This is a genomic window from Sunxiuqinia indica, from assembly GCF_009847015.1.
Lineage (GTDB): Bacteria > Bacteroidota > Bacteroidia > Bacteroidales > Prolixibacteraceae > Sunxiuqinia > Sunxiuqinia indica.
Genome location: NZ_WVEM01000028.1, coordinates 1 through 15046, shown reverse-complemented (window position 1 = coordinate 15046; position 15046 = coordinate 1). Strand labels below are relative to the sequence as shown.

Annotated in this window: 7 protein-coding genes; all 7 read left to right on the top strand. The window is 43.8% G+C overall.

Going from position 1 to position 15046, the window contains the following annotated elements:
• The first annotated feature begins 120 nt into the window (after positions 1 to 120).
• The 7 genes from galB (at position 121) to GR929_RS21500 (ending at position 14569) form a co-directional block, all read left to right on the top strand.
• On the top strand, positions 121 to 2532 hold the full coding sequence (gene galB, locus GR929_RS21530; RefSeq protein ID WP_159523865.1) for a beta-galactosidase GalB: 2412 nt from the start codon (positions 121 to 123) through the stop codon (positions 2530 to 2532).
• Between the two features lie 32 nt (positions 2533 to 2564).
• Positions 2565 to 5885 (top strand): glycoside hydrolase family 2 TIM barrel-domain containing protein, encoded by a 3321-nt coding sequence (locus GR929_RS21525; RefSeq protein WP_159523863.1) that lies wholly within the window; start codon positions 2565 to 2567, stop codon positions 5883 to 5885.
• A 24-nt stretch (positions 5886 to 5909) separates the two neighbouring features.
• Positions 5910 to 9395, top strand: a complete 3486-nt coding sequence (locus GR929_RS21520) for a glycosyl hydrolase (RefSeq protein ID WP_159523861.1) — start codon at positions 5910 to 5912, stop codon at positions 9393 to 9395.
• A gap of 317 nt (positions 9396 to 9712) precedes the next feature.
• A complete protein-coding gene (locus GR929_RS21515; RefSeq protein ID WP_159523859.1) occupies positions 9713 to 12052 on the top strand; it encodes a DUF5703 domain-containing protein in 2340 nt (779 codons plus the stop codon).
• Positions 12053 to 12088: 36 nt separating this feature from the next.
• Positions 12089 to 13135 carry a uroporphyrinogen decarboxylase family protein gene (locus tag GR929_RS21510; protein ID WP_201301092.1) on the top strand — a complete coding sequence of 349 codons (1047 nt, stop codon included), beginning with the start codon at positions 12089 to 12091 and terminating at the stop codon, positions 13133 to 13135.
• On the top strand, positions 13132 to 13455 hold the full coding sequence (locus tag GR929_RS21505; protein ID WP_159523857.1) for an L-rhamnose mutarotase: 324 nt from the start codon (positions 13132 to 13134) through the stop codon (positions 13453 to 13455). The genes GR929_RS21510 and GR929_RS21505 overlap by 4 nt, the downstream gene beginning before the upstream one ends.
• A gap of 55 nt (positions 13456 to 13510) precedes the next feature.
• Complete coding sequence (locus GR929_RS21500) at positions 13511 to 14569, top strand: L-rhamnose/proton symporter RhaT (protein ID WP_159523855.1); 1059 nt, start codon at positions 13511 to 13513, stop codon at positions 14567 to 14569.
• The last annotated feature ends 477 nt before the right edge of the window (positions 14570 to 15046 follow it).

The window sequence follows — 15046 nt, the reverse complement described above, 5'->3', positions numbered from 1 at the left end:
AAAGGATTACTTCGGAAAATCAAAGAAGAAGTTCTTTGGCTTAAAATTTTACTGGAAATAATCATTAGACAAAAACAATTATTTCCAGTAAATATTAGTTCATAAGGATTAACTAAATAAATGAAAACGATTAAAAACGGATTACTTGCAATCGCTATACTAATCGGCGTTTGGTCTTGCTCACAACAGCAACCCCGGACACGGGAAAGTTTCAATGCCAATTGGCAATTTTTTCTGGGCGATGATTCCCTGGCCAGTCAATCGGAATACGATGATGCTGCCTGGCGAACCCTAAACCTTCCGCATGACTGGAGTGTTGAGGGCAAATTCAGTAAGGACAATGCATCAACCACTGCTGAAGCAGCTTTGCCAACGGGTATCGGCTGGTATCGCAAAACATTTACGGTTCCTGAAAACTCAAAAGGAAAGCAACTTTATATTGACTTTGATGGTGTTTTTCAAAACAGTAAGGTTTGGATTAATGGTCAGTTGTTGGGTGAGCGCCCGAATGGCTACATTTCATTCCGGTATGAGTTAACACCCTATTTGAAATACGGGGAGCAAAAAAATGTAATCGCTGTGCGGGTAGACAATTCGGAACAACCCAATTCTCGATGGTACACCGGTTCCGGTATATACAGAAACGTTTGGTTGACCACTACCGATTCAGTTCATGTTGCTCATTGGGGAACTTTTGTAACCACACCGGAAGTGAATCCACAACAGGCAACTGTTAACCTGGCTATTCTACTTTCAGGAACGCGACCAAACGAGGGGAATATTCAAATCTCAACCCAAATTAAGGATTCTGACAATAAGGTTGTTGGCGAACAAAAGTCAGCTTTATCCAAAAATGAAGCCATCATACATCAATCGTTCAAGCTGAAAGACCCGAAGCTATGGTCCGTCGATCAACCTAATTTATATAAAGCAGTCACTCGAGTTTTTGTTGGCCGTGATTTGGTTGATCAATACGAAACACCATTTGGCGTGCGTTATTTTAAGTTTGACGCTGAAAACGGGTTCTTTTTAAATGGTAAACATCTCAGGATCGACGGGGTATGTCTTCACAGTAACTGGGGAGCCTTGGGAGCAGTAGTTAACACCAGCGCCATTAAACGGCAACTGAAGATTTTAAAGGAAATGGGCTGCAACGCGATCCGCATTTCACACAATCCACCTGCTCCCGAGATGCTTAAATTGTGTGACGAGATGGGATTCATCGTGATGGACGAAGCTTTTGATGTATGGCAAAAAGGGAAAGTAAAATATGACTACCATGTGGATTTTGACAAATGGCATGTGCGGGATTTGGAAGATTTGATTTTGCGTGACAGAAACCATCCATCGGTGATGATTTGGAGCATTGGAAATGAAATTCCACAACAGTTTGACAGCACAGGCACCACCATAGCGAAAGAACTTACGGATTTGGCTCATAATCTGGATCCAACCCGCCCGGTTACCTCAGCATTGACAGAAAATAATCCGGAAAAGAATTTTATTTACCAGTCAGGTGCACTGGATGTTTTAGGCTTCAATTACAAGCACCAGGCTTATTCAGAGTTACCCAAACGGTTCCCGGGAGCTAAATTAATTGCTACTGAAACAGCTTCGGCTCTTGAAACAAGGGGCGTATATGTCATGCCCTCGGACAGTGTGCGCTATTGGCCGGTTGCATATGGCGAACCTTTGGTAGGAGCCAATGATGATTTTACGGCTTCTTCCTATGACAATACAGTGGCCTATTGGGGCGCCACACATGAGGCAAGTTGGAATGCTGTCAAAAACCATCCATTTATGGCAGGCCTGTTTGTTTGGAGTGGGTTTGATTACCTGGGAGAACCCATGCCATATCCGTGGCCGGCCCGGAGTTCTTATTTTGGAATTGTTGATCTTGCAGGTTTTCCGAAAGATATTTACTACATGTACCAGTCTGAATGGACCGATAAACCTGTGTTACATATTTTCCCTCATTGGAATTGGACACCCGGTCAAACCGTTGATGTTTGGGCTTATTACAGCCAGGCCGATGAAGTGGAATTATTTTTGAATGGCAAGTCTCTTGGTACGAAGAAAAAAGAGGGTGATGATTTGCATGTCATGTGGCGGGTGAAGTATGAACCGGGTACCTTGAAAGCAGTTTCGCGAAAGGATGGCGAAACAGTTTTGGAAAAAGAAATAAAGACAGCAGGTGAACCGACAAAAATTGAACTGGTTCCTGACCGGGAATCGATTCATGCTGACGGCAAGGATCTGTCATTTGTCACTGTTCGTATTTTAGATAAAGATGGCAATTTAGTGCCCAATGCTGATAATTTGGTAAAATTCAATATTACCGGACCAGCAGAGATTGCTGGCGTTGATAATGGATATCAAGCCAGCCTGGAGCCTTTTAAGGCAGACTACCGCAAAGCATTTAAAGGTAAGTGTTTGGTAATCGTCCAGTCGAAAAAGCAGCCCGGGCAAATTCAATTACAGGCCACATCAGATGGGCTTGAAGCAGCAACAATTAATTTGAATGCTGAATAGTTTTTCATAGAGTGAGTCTAAAAAATAGTTTAATGAAACCAATCAAACACATCAATCAAAAATCGATTAAATATATCCTGGCAGTTTGCTTATTATCATTTTTCGCTATTCCTTTTGCCGCAACTGCACAACGGTTAATTCATTGGCCTCAAGGCGTACCTCCGGCACCAAAGGTCTATCAACCCGATCCCTGGGAAGATCCGACAGTCGTTTCAATCAACCGGGATGTGGCGCATGCAACAGCTTATTCATTCAGTTCAATAGAAGATGCTATTCAGGGAGACCGTGAAAAGTCTGAACGATACATAAATCTGGATGGTGAATGGGATTTCAAATTTGCCATCAATCCAAATGAAGCTCCCGGGGATTTTTACCAGTCACGGGTACAGGGCTGGGACAAAATTGAAGTGCCATCCAACTGGGAGATGCAAGGATACGATAAACCCATCTACAAAAGTGCTGGCTATCCATTTCGCCCAGTCAATCCTCCATACACACCAAAAGACTACAATCCCGTGGGATCGTATCAACGTACATTTACCGTTCCTACCGATTGGAATAATATGAACATCACGCTGCATTTCGGAGGCGTTCGTTCGGCTTTTAAGGTTTGGGTGAACGGAAAATTTGTAGGATATGGAGAAGACAGCAGCCTGCCTTCTGAATTCAATGTTACGCCTTATTTAAAAGATGGCGAAAACATCTTATCCGTCCAGGTTCGTCGTTGGAGTGATGCCTCTTACCTGGAAGACCAGGACCACTGGCGCATGAGTGGGATAGACCGGGAAGTAATGTTATTGGCCGAGCCCAAACTGCGTATTGCCGACTTTTTCTACCAAACCAAGCTTGACAAGGATTACAAAGATGCTACCCTGGGTATCCGCCCCAGAATGCTTAACCTGACAGGAGATACGGTGAAAGGATATGTTGTGAAAGCACAATTATACGATAAAAACCAGGAGCCTGTGTTGGCAAAACCGGTGGAGAAGAGTGTAGAATCTATTCTTACAGAAGCTTATCCGCGTCTGGATGAAAGAAAATTCGGGCTGTTGGAAACGAAAGTGAAGAACCCATTGAAATGGAGCGATGAAGAACCCAATCTCTACACTCTGGTACTTTCGTTGGTTGATACTGATGGCAATCTGTTGGAGGCCAAAAGTTGTAAAGTGGGCTTTCGGAGTATCGCGTTTGATAAGAAAACCAGCAAATTGCTGATCAATGGCAAAGTGACCTACTTGTATGGCGTCAACCGGCAGGATTTTGACCCGGTCAAAGGTCAGGCTCTGTCACGCGGAGATATTCGCAAAGATGTACAACAAATCAAACAATTCAATTTTAACTGTATCCGGACCAGCCATTTTCCCTGCGATCCTTATTTTTACGATTTGTGTGATGAGTATGGCATTCTGGTCATTGACGAAGCCAACCTGGAAACACACGGTCTGGGCGGAAAACTCAGTAATGAACCGCAATGGACAAACGCCTACATGGCGCGCATCACACGTATGGTGAAACGCGACAAAAATCACCCGTCAATTATTTTCTGGAGCCTTGGTAACGAAGCTGGCAGCGGCCCTAACCACGCTGCCATGGCCGGCTGGGTGCATGATTTTGATATCACCCGCTTTGTTCATTACGAACCGGCACAGGGAAGTCCCGGAAAACCGGGATACATTCCTTTTGGCGATCCGCGCTATCCTCAGGATCATTCGCACCGTATCCAGAATCCGGTGGACCAGTACTATGTCGATATGGTCAGCCGCATGTATCCCGGACTTTTTACACCAAAACTGTTAATCGACCAGGCTACAGACAACCGGCCTGTTTTCTTCTGTGAATATGCACACTCGATGGGAAACTCAACCGGGAATATGAAAGAATTCTGGGACATTTTCCGTTCGAATCCAAGACTGATTGGTGGATGTATCTGGGATTACAAAGACCAGGGGATATTGAAAAAAGATTCCCTGGGCAATGCATTTTACGCATACGGCGGCGACTTTAATACCGGTTTTAACGATGGTGACTTTTGCATCAATGGAGTCGTTGCACCTGACGGACATCCGAAAGCTGCCATGTACGAATGCAAATGGGTATATCAGCCGGCTGAATGTACTTTGGTTGATGCAGATAAAGGGCTGATAAAAGTAAAAAACCGGAGTGCAGTACAATCGTTAGGGAAATTTAATCCAATGATAGAAATCCTTGAAAATGGAACTGTCGTTGTCAAAAAGGAGCTTCCAAAAATTAAATTGGCTGCAGGAAAAGACACCGTTATTTCCATTCAAAGTTATTTTCCAAAAATGAAAAAGGGCAGTGAATATCTGGCCAACCTGAAGTTTTGTCTGGCGAATGATGAACCCTGGGCAAAAAAAGGATATGCGGTAGCGGAAGATCAGTTCGAGTTGACCGGATTACCACAACCAATTCTCAAGAAAGAGAAATTTCCGAAACTGTCATTGGCTGAGAAAGACACTGCTTTTGAGGTTTCCGGCAAGAATTTTACGGTTACTTTCAGCAAAGCAAATGGCGCGCTGAGTTCTTTTGTCTGGAATGGAGAACAGCAGTTGTACAGCCCGTTGTTGCCGAATTTCACCCGGCCTTTGACTGACAATGATGAACGTGGATGGAAACCACAGGAGGTTCTGAAGCAGTGGTATGATGTCAACCTTAAATTGAAAAATATAAAAACGGATCAATCCGAAAGTGGCTTGGTCAAAGTCATTAGCAATTACTCACTGATTGATGGTAAAGCGACTTGCCGGGTCGTTTACACTGTAAATGGTGATGGTGTGTTGAAAGTAGATTATTCGTTGGAGGCATCACCTGATTTGCCAAATATCCCGAAGGTGGGTATGCAATGCGGCATTCGTCGTGGCTACGACCAAATTAATTGGTACGGAAAAGGACCGCAGGAAAATTACATCGATCGCAGGTTCGGTTTTGAGGCCGGAATTTATTCACTTCCGGTTCAGCAATTTATGGAACCGTATGTCATGCCGCAGGAAAATGGCAACCGTACCGATGTGCGTTGGATGTTTTTGTCAAACAAAGAAAACCAGGGCTTGTTGGTTGTTGCCGATAGCCTGTTGAGTATGAGTGCCTGGCCATATACAGAAAAAAATATCAACCAGGCCAAACATATCAACGAATTGCATGATGCTGGGTTGATCACACTTAATATTGATCTGAAACAAATGGGAGTTGGTGGAAATGACAGTTGGTCGCCGGTTGGTGCTCCAATTGAAAAATACCAGATCCCATCGAAATCCTATCATTATGCCTTTTTCCTGACTCCGTGGAAGGGCACTGTCAAAACAGCCAGTCAGGAAGCTATGAAAATCAAGTTTTAATAACTAACTAAACCATGAAGTAAAATGAACTTTAAAAAGAATAAAGGATTAAATTTTCCAGTGCTGATGGCTATGCTTTTATTAATTGTATGGTCATGCCAGTCAAAGAGGGACAACTTAGTTTCTGATTTTAAGTCCCCTCCTGATCAGGCTAAGCCATGGGTTTTTTGGTATTGGCTGGAAGGAGCGGTATCCCATCAAGGGATCCATGCAGACTTAGAAGCAATGAAAGACGCAGGAATCGGTGGCGCCTACTTAATGCCAATTAAAGGTGCTACAAATCCTCCCTGGATTGAAAAACCGGTTATTCAACTTACTCCTGAATGGTGGCAAATGGTTCTTTATGCTATGAATCAGGCTGACAGTCTGGGTTTACAGATAGCCATGCATGTTAGTGATGGTTTTGCCTTGGCCGGTGGCCCGTGGATTACTCCTGAGTTGTCTATGCAAAAAGTGGTGTGGTCAAAAGTTCAGACTGATGGAGGGCATAGCTTTCATCAACAATTGCCGCAACCACCTATCAATGAAAATTATTACGAGGATATTGCAGTTTACGCATTCCCTGTTGCTGAGGAACTAACTTTATCCAGCCAAATTTTACACCCTAAAGTAACGACCAGTCTACATGGAAAAGATGTTAGTCGATTAACAGATCGAAACAATCAAATAGATTTTGAAACAGAGAAAAAATGCTGGATTCAATATGCGTTTAAAAAACCATTTACCTGTCGTTCAATTACAATTCGGACAGCCGGTAATAAATTTGTTGGTGGAAGCAGTTATCAGTCGCAACGGTTATTAGTAGAAGTGAGTGACGATGGTAAAAACTTTCATTCAATTGGTCGACTGAAATCTCCTCGAATTGGATGGGAAGATTGGGACGAAGATGCCACGCATGAGATTGTTCCGGTAACTGCCCGCTATTTCCGGTTTGTCTACGATCCTGAAGGATCGGAACCAGGAGCTGAAGATTTGGATGCTGCAAAATGGCGTCCTGAGTTGAAGATATCTAATATTGAGCTGAATTCTGCACCAAGTATCAATCAATATGAAGGAAAGGATGGTTTGGTTTGGCGGATTGCTGACCGGACAACACGAGAAGACGTGCCCGATTCATTATGTATCCCGATGGATAAAATTATTAATTTGACAGATAAGCTTCAGGATGACGGTACACTGAAGTGGGAGATTCCTGCAGGTCATTGGACAATTGTTCGCATGGGGCATACTTCAAATGGTCATCGAAATGAAACCGGAGGTGGTGGAAAAGGGTTGGAATGTGACAAGTTTAACCCTGAGGCAGTCAAACTTCAGTTTAATCACTGGTACGGCGAAATCCTGAAAAAAGCAGGACCTGAACTTGCTCCCAAAGTACTAAGCATTTTTCATGTGGATAGTTGGGAATGTGGAAGTCAGAACTGGTCGCCGGTTTTTGCCGCCGAGTTTAAAAAACGAAGAGGATATGATTTAATGCCGTATTTACCGGTTTTGGCAGGTATTCCGGTACAAAATATTGATACCTCTGAGCGTTTCTTGCATGACATACGTCAAACTATTTCAGAATTAGTGGCGGATAATTTTTACCATACGCTGGCAGATCTTGTGCATAAAAAAGGAATTAAATTTTCTGCGGAATGCGTTGCTCCAACAATGGTTAGTGATGGTTTGCTCCATTACCGCGAAGTGGATATTCCCATGGGTGAATTTTGGTTACGTAGTCCAACTCATGACAAACCGAATGATATTTTGGACGGTATTTCGGGTGCACATATCTATGGAAAACCGCTCGTTCAGGCAGAAGCTTTTACTGAAATCCGCTTGGGATGGGATGAGCATCCAGCTTTGCTTAAAAGTTTAGGGGATCTGAACTATGCGCTTGGAATTAATCGTTTTGTGTACCATGTATTCATGGAAAACCCCTGGCTTGACCGTAAACCCGGGATGAGTCTGAATGGTGTTGGTTCCTTTTTGCAACGCGATCAAACATGGTGGAAACCCGGGAAAGCCTGGGTGAAGTATGCCCAGCGTTGCCAGGCTGTTTTACAGAGAGGAGAGCCGGTTGTGGATGTTGCCGTGTTTACGGGAGAAGAAATTCCAAGTCGGTCGGTATTGCCAGATCGTTTAGTTCCTTTTCTTCCGGGAATTTTCGGAGAGGATATTGTTAAAAGAGAACAAATCCGGTTGAGAAATGAAGGAACTCCTGTTGCAGAAACACCAGAAGGTGTATTTCATTCAGCCAATATGGCTTATCCTGAGGATTGGACTGATCCGTTAAAAGGTTATGCTTATGATTCGTTTAATCCGGATGCGTTGTTGCGTTTAGCAACTGTTCACAATGGTAGAGTAGAAATGCCCGGAGGAGCTAGTTATGGGTTACTCGTTATTCCCGGGGCACGACGGATGATGCCTGAAGGAAAAGCAATGAGCATTGAAGTTGCCAGAAAGTTATTGAAACTGGTTGAAGAAGGGGCTACGATTTTGGTTAACGAACGACCGGATTATGTTCCCGGATTAGGGGATTATCAGGCAAAAGATGATACGCTCAAACAAATAATTTCCAGATTGTGGAACGGCGAGCCTTTAAACACAAGCGATGTTGAAGATGGAAGTTACAAAGCCTGGAAAATTGGTAAGGGACGTGTTATTCAGGGGCCTTATCAGGCGCATTCTTTTAAAGGCTTGGGAATTAATCCTGATGTTGAAATGACGGAGTCGGGAGAGCATGCAACTTACATGGCCTGGAATCACCGAAAGGATGGAGATACTGATATTTATTTTATTTCGAACCAGAAGGGGCAAACTCGCACTGTCGATATTTCTTTGCGGGTAAACGGGAAGGAACCAGAGTTTTTAGATCCGGTAACTGGAGAGGTCAGGAACGTTAACAAATGGGAAATCAGGAACGGAAGAACAAATTTGTCTGTTCGATTGAATCCTAATGGTTCAGTATTTATTGTGCTCCGCCATGCAACATCTACAAAACAGAAACAGGACGGGGATAATTGGGAAAAAATGGCTCAGGAAATGATTTTACAGGCTCCCTGGGAAGTTGCTTTTGATCCGTCATTGGGAGGACCGAAAGGTGAAGTTGAATTTAGTCAATTGGTTGATTGGACAACTCGGCCGGAAGATGGGATTCGATATTATTCGGGAACGGCTAATTATAAATCTTCATTCAATTGGCAAAGGAACCTGGAACAAGATAAACAGTATTGGTTAAATCTGGGGCAGGTAAATAATATTGCAGAAGTGACTGTAAATGGTGTTTCCTGCGGTGTAGCCTGGACTTCACCTTATCAGGTGAATATCACCAAAGCCTTGAAGGCTGGGGAAAATGAAATCAATATTGCTGTTAGCAACACGTGGGCAAATCGTATGATTGGCGATCACAACTTGCCTGCTGAAAAGCGTATTACCTGGACAAATGCACCTTATCGACTGGAGGGACACGATTTGTTGCCTGCCGGATTGCTGGGGCCAGTGGTGATCAATTCTGAAAAGAAGGATTGATGATTTTGAGAAGGGGAGAGTGGAAGAGTGTGTGAAGATGAGATTTTTTAAACCAAAATTGAAACCCTGAAAGGGGTCAACAATAATAGCCTGGGGTAAACGACCGAAGGGAGAGCCACCCTGGTAAAAGTCAGACAAATAGACAAGGTGCAGCAATAGTCTTTGATTGTTCGATTGAATTGTATGCGCCGCAAATTAAAAAGTTGATAAAAGAGATATGATTTATGAATCAGGGAAGAAAATTGGGGAAAAGATTGGATGGATTAGACTCCTCAATTCTTATTTTCTCAAAGTCTCACCCTCATAAAATGCTAACAATGAAAACCTACTATTCGATCTTAATCATTTTAAGTTGCTTATTAGTCCTTCCGAAAGCGAAGGCACAGGACAAGGAGTTGAAAAACTGTAATATTACGTGGACAACGCAAAGTAAAAATTCGTCGGAGTCCATGCCGTGTGGAGGGGGAGATATCGGGTTGAACGTGTGGGTTGAAAACGGTGACCTTCTTTTTTACATGTCACGAAGCGGTACATTTGATGAAAACAACGCCTTCTTAAAACTTGGCCGCGTTCGGGTGCACCTTTCACCAAACCCGTTTGAAGGAAAGTCCTTTCAGCAAAAATTAAACCTTCAGGATGGCTCGGTTTATATTGAAGGTGAAAACAATGGATTGAAGGCGAACATTCATCTCTGGGTGGATGTTTTCCGCCCTGTTGTTCACCTTTCTGTTTCAAGTAACAAGCCTGTTGAGACAGAAGCCGGTTACGAGAGCTGGCGATATCACGACTACTTGCTGCAAGGGAAGGCCAACAATGCCAATTCTTATAAGTGGGGAGCGCCAGAAGATTTAAAAACACTGAAAGACAGTATCAGTTTCCAGGACAATACAGTACTGTTTGTCCACCGAAACAAAAAGAAAACAATTTTTGATGTAACGGTGAAGGAGCAAAAAATGGAGCCGGTGAAAGATCAGATGTTCAACCCATTGAAGAACCTGACTTTTGGAGGGATGATGCGGGGGGATAAAATGGTTGCGGCAGGTGTTTATTCCGGCAAATATGTGGACACCGATTTTAAAGGCTGGAAGCTGAAAAGCAAATCTCCAACAAAAAAACAAGAGATAGAAGTCTTTCTAAATGTAGATCAGGCAGCGAGTTTAAATGACTGGGAAAATGGATTGAAAAAACTGGTCACTGAAGCGGATAAAAATGAGCGCACGGCCTGGAAAGAAACGAGCCAGTGGTGGCAGCAGTTCTGGCAACGAAGCTTTGTTTATATCAATCCAAAGCAGCCTGCAGGAACGGATGAGCTTTGGCAGGTTGGCCGGAATTACCAGCTTTTCCGCTACATGTTGGGCTGCAATGCCTACGGTGATTATCCCACAAAATTTAATGGCGGGCTGTTTACCTACGATCCGGTTTTTACGGATTCGACCATGCACTACACGCCTGATCACCGTAACTGGGGCGGGGGGACATTCACCCAGCAGAACCAACGGCTGGTCTATTGGCCGATGCTGAAAAGCGGCGATTTTGACCTGATGAAACCTCAGTTTAAGTTTTACCAGCGCGCATATAAAAATGCGGAACTGCGCAGTGAAGTTTACTGGGGGCACAAAGGAGCCTGTTTTACAGAGCAACTGGATAATTTTGGTTTGCCGTGTTATGCTGAATACGGAACTGACCGGCCGGATGATTTTGACCCTGGGATGCAACACAATGCCTGGCTGGAATACCTGTGGGATACAGCCCTTGAGTTTGGGATGATGGAAATGGATGTTCAGCAATACACCGGTCAGGATATTTCGGAATACCTTCCGTTTATTGAGAGTTGCCTGACCTTTTTCGATGAGCATTACCAGTACCTTGCCCGGAAACGTGGAATCAAAACATTCGACGGAAACGGGAAGTTGGTTTTATTTCCGGGATCTGCCTGCGAAACTTATAAAATGGCCTACAATTCCACCTCAACGATTGCTGCTTTGAAAGCAATGATCACCAAGTTGTTGAAATTACCAGCCAATTACCTGAATGACCAGGGCCGAAAAAAATGGCAAGGGATGCTTGACCGTATTCCCGATATTGGTTTTCGTGATTGTGGAGGACATCAAACGATTGCCCCGGCATGGCAATGGGAGCGGATCAGCAATGAGGAAACACCGCAATTGTACCCGGTGTTCCCCTGGGGAATTTATGGCATTGGTAAACCGAATCTTGATGTGGCTCTGAATACCTGGAGATATGATCCTGAGGCAATTGAATTTAAAAGTTACGTAGGATGGAAACAGTACAACATTTGGGCTGCCCGTCTCGGTCTGACACATGAAGCTGCTGACCTGACTATTAATAAAATGAAAGATTCCGGCAGGCGTTTCCCGGCTTTCTGGGGACCCGGGTTTGATTGGGTTCCGGATCACAACTGGGGCGGTTCGGGCATGGTTGGCATCCAGGAAATGTTGCTGCAAACGGATGGAAAGAAAATGTATCTTTTCCCTGCCTGGCCGAAAGAATGGAATGTTCATTTCAAATTGCATGCACCATACAACACAACAGTTGAAGGCGTGTTGAAAGACGGGAGACTGGAATCACTAAAAGTGGTGCCCGAATCCCGCAGGGAAGATCTGATCAATTGCTATCAGCAAAAAGAACTGAATTGAGATTAAAGAAAACCAGATAAATCAAAGACAGAACCAATGAAATTGAATCACAAAGACCGATTTTACGCCACGCTGAATTACGAACCGGTGGACCGACCGGCTTCCTGGTTGGGATTACCGGTGCCCCAGGCCGAAAAGAACCTGACCAGTCATTTCGGCGTTTCTTCCATCGACCAGCTAAAAAGGAAGATTGATGATGATATTTACCCGGTTGAAGTGCCCTACGATTATCCACCGTCCAATCATATCGCCTGCGCTTTTAAGTTTGCCAAGGTGGACCATTTGGATACCCCTGATGAACGAACTTTGACAGCTCCCGGCTTTTTCGAAGACTATAATGATCCGGCAGATGTGGATAAGTTCGACTGGCCCGATCCTGAAAAGTACCTGGATCGCAGGGAATCCTTACGAAGGGTAAAAGCTGTGGATGAAAACCTGGTGCGGATGGGGGTGATGTGGAGCGCTCACTTTCAGGATGCCTGTTCTGCTTTTGGAATGGAACAGGCCCTGATGACCATGCTGATGAACCCGGAGATGTTCCAGGCAGTGATTGACCGGATCACCGACTTCTATTTAAAAGCAAACGAGTTGTTTTATGAATCCACCAAAGGTTATCTGGATGCCGTTTTGATTGGCAATGACTTTGGGAGCCAGACCGGGTTGATGGTCGATCCTGATTCGCTGCGGCAATCTGTTTTCCCGGGAACCAAAAAACTGATCGATCAGGCCAAGAGCTATGGTTTAAAAGTGATTCACCATTCCTGTGGCTCGATCCTGCCAATTATTGATGATCTGATTGACCTTGGAGTGGATGCCATTCACCCGATTCAGGCATTGGCTGCCGATATGGATGCGGTAACCCTGAAAGAGAAATTCTATGGGAAAGTGGCTTTTTGCGGCGGAGTTGATGCCCAGTATTTACTGGTAAAAGGAACGCCGGATGCAGTCGAAAACAAAGTCACTGAACTGAAAGAACTATTCCCGACAGGATTGATCATTTCACCAAGTCATGAAGCTATTTTGCCGGATATTCCACCTGCCAATGTGGAGGCGATGTTTAACACGATAAACAAATTGAAATGAGACGATTTGGGCAAATGATCCGCCTGAAACCGGAAGGGGCGGAGGAATATATTCGTCAGCATGCTGCCGTCTGGCCTGGAGTGTTGCGCATGATCAAAGCGTGTAACATTCAGAATTATTCCATCTATTTCAAAGACAACTATTTGTTTTCCTATTTTGAATATATTGGTGTTGATTTTGACGGTGACATGGCCAGGATGGCTGCCGATCCTGAAACCCAGCGATGGTGGGATGTGGTAAAACCGTTAATGGAACCACTTGCAACACGGGGGGCCGGTGAATTCTGGAGCGATATGCAGGAAATTTTTCATCTGGAATAAAAGAACAACAGACAACAACTAAAATAAATATGCCTAACTAAAAAATAAGCTTGCTATGTCTCCGAACCCTTTAATTGGCACCGCCTTTCATGCGGTAGGTGGCGTCTCAGCCTCTTCGTGTTATGTCCCTTTTCAAAAAACAAAACAATGGTCGTGGGGAACCTTCTGGCTGGTGCAGGCCATGTTTGCCTGGATTATCATGCCTGTTGTTATTGGCGTAATAACAGTCCCCGATTTTTTCACGATTTTACGTAATGCACCTTCACACGCTTTCTGGATGGCTTTTCTGCTGGGCGCCGTTTATGGTTTTGGAAGCATGTCGTTTGGTGTTTCAATTCGCTATATCGGTTACTCACTGACCTATACGCTGGCCATTGGGATCTCGGCCATTGTTGGTACCGTCATGCCCTTGATGATTTTTGGCGGGCTGGGGGAGTACTTTTCAAACCCGGGGGGAATGATCGTGCTGGTTGGTATGATTGTTTCCATTGTTGGTGTTGCAGGCTGTGGCTGGGCTGGCTTTAGGCGTGAACGTGAGAATAATCTCGGGCAGACCGACCTGAAGAAGTCCGCTACGTTTATCGGTTTGGTTTTGACCATTATTGCGGGTGTACTTTCCGGTGTTTTTAATATTTCGTTGGAGTTTGGCAAGCCCATTTCAGATATGGCAGCGGCTCATGGTGCCGGTAATTTTGAAGGCAACGCTAAACTGATTGTTTCCACGGCCGGCTGTTGGGTGGTAAACATGATTTGGTTTTTAGTGTTGGGAATCCGAAAAAATACGCTGAAAGAATTTACCACTAAAAGTGGTATCAAAGGAAGCACGATCACCAAAAACCTGTTTTGGTCAGCTTTGGCAGGGACGATGTGGTTTTTACAGTTCTTCTTCTACGGACTGGGGCATGTGAATATGGGAAAATTCCAGTTTGCCAGTTGGGTATTGCACATGTCGATGCTGATCTTCTTTAGTTACATCATTGGTGTAATTATGAAAGAATGGAAAAGCGTATCAAATCGTACTTACGTTTTGCTTGTTATTGCGCTGGTCATATTGGTTTCATCCTTTATTATTATTGCTTACGGAAGTGTGCTTGGAGAGGGGATGGCGATGTAAAAGTTTAAGATTGTATCAACCGATTCACAAAAAAAACCAGATTAGCTAGTCTGATGCTCGAAAAATATAAGGTTAGATCAAAAATCTCGCCTTTTAGTTGAGGGTGGTGCGGGATTCGAATTGATTTATGTAAGTGTCTTATTGATAGTTGTTTAATTCTATGTTTCCTTTAGATATCGATATGTGTCTCATAATCAATTGTTTTTCAGCTGTTTAATAATCAGCATATTGTTTGCGATATAGAAAATAGTCTCTAACTAAATGGAATTTAAAATGGTAAAGCAAATGTAATTTTGAAGATTTCTAAAATGGCTAACTAAATTCAATTCATAAATTAGAACATTTATTTTAAAATAAATGGGGTATCTAATCATCTCCCGTAAAGATTTATCTTTACGGAATGAAATATCCAGCAGATCAAATGGAATTTGAAGAAATGTTTAAATCGGAGCAAGACTGCATTGATTACTTGGTGTC